This is a genomic window from Rhodococcus marinonascens NBRC 14363, assembly GCF_001894885.1.
In the GTDB taxonomy this organism is placed as follows: domain Bacteria; phylum Actinomycetota; class Actinomycetes; order Mycobacteriales; family Mycobacteriaceae; genus Rhodococcus_F; species Rhodococcus_F marinonascens.
The window spans coordinates 1-3,625 of record NZ_BCXB01000090.1; the positions used below are offsets into that span (position 1 = coordinate 1).

At 58.8% G+C, this 3,625-nt stretch carries 3 protein-coding genes; 2 read left to right on the forward strand and 1 reads right to left on the reverse strand.

What is annotated here, in order from left to right:
- Positions 1-83 precede the first annotated feature (83 nt).
- Complete coding sequence (locus RM2_RS26040) at positions 84-281, reverse strand: TraM recognition domain-containing protein (protein ID WP_373863378.1); 198 nt, start codon at positions 279-281, stop codon at positions 84-86.
- A gap of 291 nt (positions 282-572) precedes the next feature.
- Here RM2_RS26040 and RM2_RS24325 point away from each other — a divergent pair, with 291 nt between their 5' ends.
- Both RM2_RS24325 and RM2_RS22780 read left to right on the forward strand, forming a co-directional pair.
- A complete protein-coding gene (locus RM2_RS24325) occupies positions 573-1,550 on the forward strand; it encodes a hypothetical protein (protein WP_139277922.1) in 978 nt (325 codons plus the stop codon).
- A 638-nt stretch (positions 1,551-2,188) separates the two neighbouring features.
- A complete protein-coding gene (locus tag RM2_RS22780) occupies positions 2,189-3,205 on the forward strand; it encodes an RICIN domain-containing protein (protein ID WP_072691732.1) in 1,017 nt (338 codons plus the stop codon).
- Positions 3,206-3,625 lie beyond the last annotated feature (420 nt).

A 3,625-nucleotide genomic window follows, 5' to 3' on the forward strand; every position in this document is an offset into this window, starting at 1 on the left:
CTAACACCCTCACCTCCGGTGAGCAGAAACCGGCACCTGACGGTACCGAAAACCCTGTCCTGCCTGCGGCAGGCCAAATACTTTTACACACCTTCTTCGCCTGCGACGGCGATGGTGATCAACACGATGCCGCGGGAGCCGAAGTGGGAGTACCAGTCGGGAAGTTGCTGCAATTTGCAGATGTTCGCGGCCTCGTCGAGGACCATCACCGCCGGGATCGGCAGGCGCCCACTGGTGTGCTGGGCACCGTATTCGAGGGCCGGTCTGCTCGCGGTGTCCACCGATCGGGGGACACCTGGTTGGTCTGTTCGGTGGACAGACACGGCCCGTACTCGCGGCAAGACTGCTTTCGTCGTAGTTAATGGGGATTCTATTGTCGGACCGCTTATCAAAATGGGTGGCTGGAGTCACACTCAACGGCGATCCTCACCTGTCCGTCCGCGTTTCGGGATTCCACCGGAACCAATCCCGAGTGCCACAGCAGGCAAAGGAACAAGTAGATGTCGGCGATTTCGAATACTACCTTGACACCCACCCCAGTCCGCCCACCCTCAACCCTCGTAGGGGTAGTTATGAATCGAATCCGCTGGTCGAGAATTGCGGTCGTAGCAATCATGTCCGCTGGAGCTCTGCCCTTCACGCAGGGTGCTGCATCGGCCGATGACGGTCCTGTCGCCGGACAGGACGGCACAGCTGAGTCGGTGCAGCAGTTCGACCTGAGTTGTGGCGCATTCGGTAACGCGTCAGCATCTCCATCAACTGTAGGTTGGGACGGGCCAATCGACTTTTTTGGCAACCCAATGACTATTCGAACTACCTACCCAGAAGTTGTGCGTTCCGGTGAAGAGTTCAGTTATAGTCTTAACTTTGACCCCTTGCAGTACGATCGGGGAGCTTTCGGTGCCAAGTCCAAAATAGCTAGCCTGGAGCGGGTGAAACTCGACATTAATATTCCCAAAGGCACCGAGTTCGTGTCCGCCGAGGTCGAGAATGTTCCTGATGATTCCGTTCCTGATGATTCCTCTGGAATAATCGGTGGAATAATCGGCGCCGTCCGTAGCCGCATCCTCGGGTATCCAACCGACATTATCCGTATCCGCGACGACGGCAACGAGTCGTCAACTGGGACTCACTTACGAATGGCATTGAACAATGCCACCGAGCGGAGAACAAAAGACGGTGTGGTCACCAAAGATGGACCCAATGCTGCAGGCGACAAAATGGGTGGGTGGACGGCTTTGAAGGATCTCGACGATGATGGTAACGGACTGATGAGTTTTCCCACGATCAATGTTCGGGTAAAAGCTCTCGGTACGGAAGGGGACACAATCACCCCGACCGTTAGAGCCAGCGGCGTCGCGAGCAAATTCGATCACGCAAACAATTTCCTTACTTTTGTGGAACACACAAATATCGATAATGTATGGATGCCCAACGCATTTCATAGTCTCCGTTGTTCACCTCGGAACACATCGGATTCTGACGTGAACAATGGCGCTGGACCGTTGGCGACTATCAAAGTGACCGATTCTGGAGTTTCTCGACCATGAATCCGGTGGTCTACGGGGAAATCCCACTAGCCCATTACTCAGCGAAGGAAATAGTTCTACAGTGACGCCCGGGGTGGATCAGCAACAGGGCCCCGGCAAAGTCGGGGATAGAGGTTCCTGACCTGAGGGTTTGTGGCAGGGCGGTGTGGGCGGGCACGGTCGCCTCGGTGATGATTCAAGTTCCTACGCCATCACCACCACCAGGAACGAGCCGTGCCCGCAGCCCCATCTTCTCCCATGCCCACTACCCCATTCGCGAGCGGGATTCTCGACACGCTCACACGGGTGCCTGATCCCCGAGCCCGCCGAGGTATCCGGCACCGGTTTCCCGTGATCCTGGCGCTCGCCTTGGCCAACCTGTCGCCAGACCGGGACCGGGACGGGCGACACGGCGGGCCGCCCAGCGGCCCGCTTCGCCGACCCGCCCAGCTGCAACTGATCCTCAGCGGCTCGAGGCCGACGCACCGCCGAGATGTACGGCGTCATCGCCGGCGGCATCTTGGGCCGCGCGAAGTTCGGGAATTTCGTAGCATCGGCATCAATCGTTGCCGGAAGAGAATCATGAGACTCCGCTTGCCGCTGAGCAATTCGAGTCAGATGCACTGTGTCGAGTCAGATCTGAATTTGGAGGATCCATTATGAAGGTATCAGTTCGTTCGGGGATTATCGTTGGGGTCGCAGCAGTCGTTGGGATTGGTGTAATCGGCGTCGGGGTCAACTCGTCCACACCGCGTTCAGTCACCATCACATCACCACAGATACAACTTGCGGGGCTCGCCGACAACTTGTTCCCCGGCGTTGGCCAGGCCGCCGGCCATGCTGCCACCGAGGCCAACGAAACCGGCGACCCCAGAAAAGCCGCCGCCAACCAACTCCCGACCGTGATCCCCGGGCCACTGTCGATCGAAACCGTCTTCCTCCCAGTGGGTCCGGAAGCCGCCGTAATCGGAAAAGCGCTCAACGTGGTGCTGGCGAGGCTGCTCCGGGACACCCCGGACGCACCAACTGACCAGGACGACGACATCACCCCCCTGGAGTTTGCCATCTCGGCTAATGTCGTAGAACAAGGTCTGAGCCTTGTCGGCATCGACATCAACGACACCACCCCCAACGAAGTAGCCGCGGCGCAGTCCGTTCTCGACAAGGTTGGAGTCGACTTCAACGTACAGACCGCTCTCGACTCCCTGGTGGCTGCCGAGGAAATCCTCGCCACCAGGCTCGATTCTCCTGTCTACGGTTTGAACGGCCGGGTTCTCGACATCGTCGACAACGGAACCGCCAACGGCACTCGTGTGCAGATGTGGGACCACACGGGCGCGGAAAACCAGCAGTGGACAATGAACAGTGGTGGGAATCAGATCGTCAACCCGCACACCCAAAAATGCTTGGATGTGGTCGAAGCGGTCAATAGCTCTGATCTGTTCCCCAATGGGGTACCGATACAGATCAGCGACTGCGGACGTCAGACGAGCGAGCAGTGGCGGATGGCCGACGAGGTCACCGACGGCAACCCGGTCGGTGGCGCAATCATCAACCTTCCGAGCGGGAAATGCCTTGATGTGACCGACAACGTATCTGCCAACGGCACCCGGCTGCAGCTCTGGGACTGCACCGGAGGGTTCAACCAGCAATGGAACTTCCCCCCCTACTACTGAGCGATACCGATAAGCGATACCGGCCGGTATGGGTGCGGGCAGAGCCCAGAACACCCCTTCTAGGCCCCGGAATCCTGAAGCTGGCCCCAGCCGCAAAGTAGTTTCTCGCTCAGGGTGACTCACCTACTGTTGTCGGCGTCGTGGGCTGTCGCGTGCGAGGTGGCGGTAGATGGACTTGTGGGAGACGCCCGAATATTTCGCCTCCCTGGTTCTTCGGGAGCGGATTCTCCGAGAGTGTCAGTGATTGCGGATTTCACCGTGCGGACGCATGCGCCATAGCGTCCTATCTCGTATGCCATCCGCCGCAGGTGCATGTCGATGCCTACGCAGCCACCTCGGGATACGGTTCGGCGTGGCGTTTTGTGGCGATGTTGTCGCGGTTGCCCATCGCCCCCGCCCTCAGCGCGTCTCGCAAACGTT

Excerpts from the sequence above, each read along its gene's own strand:
- RM2_RS24325 (WP_139277922.1), top strand. The coding sequence starts at position 573 with ATGAATCGAATCCGCTGGTCGAGAATTGCGGTCGTAGCAATCATGTCC.
- RM2_RS22780 (WP_072691732.1), top strand. The coding sequence starts at position 2,189 with ATGAAGGTATCAGTTCGTTCGGGGATTATCGTTGGGGTCGCAGCAGTC.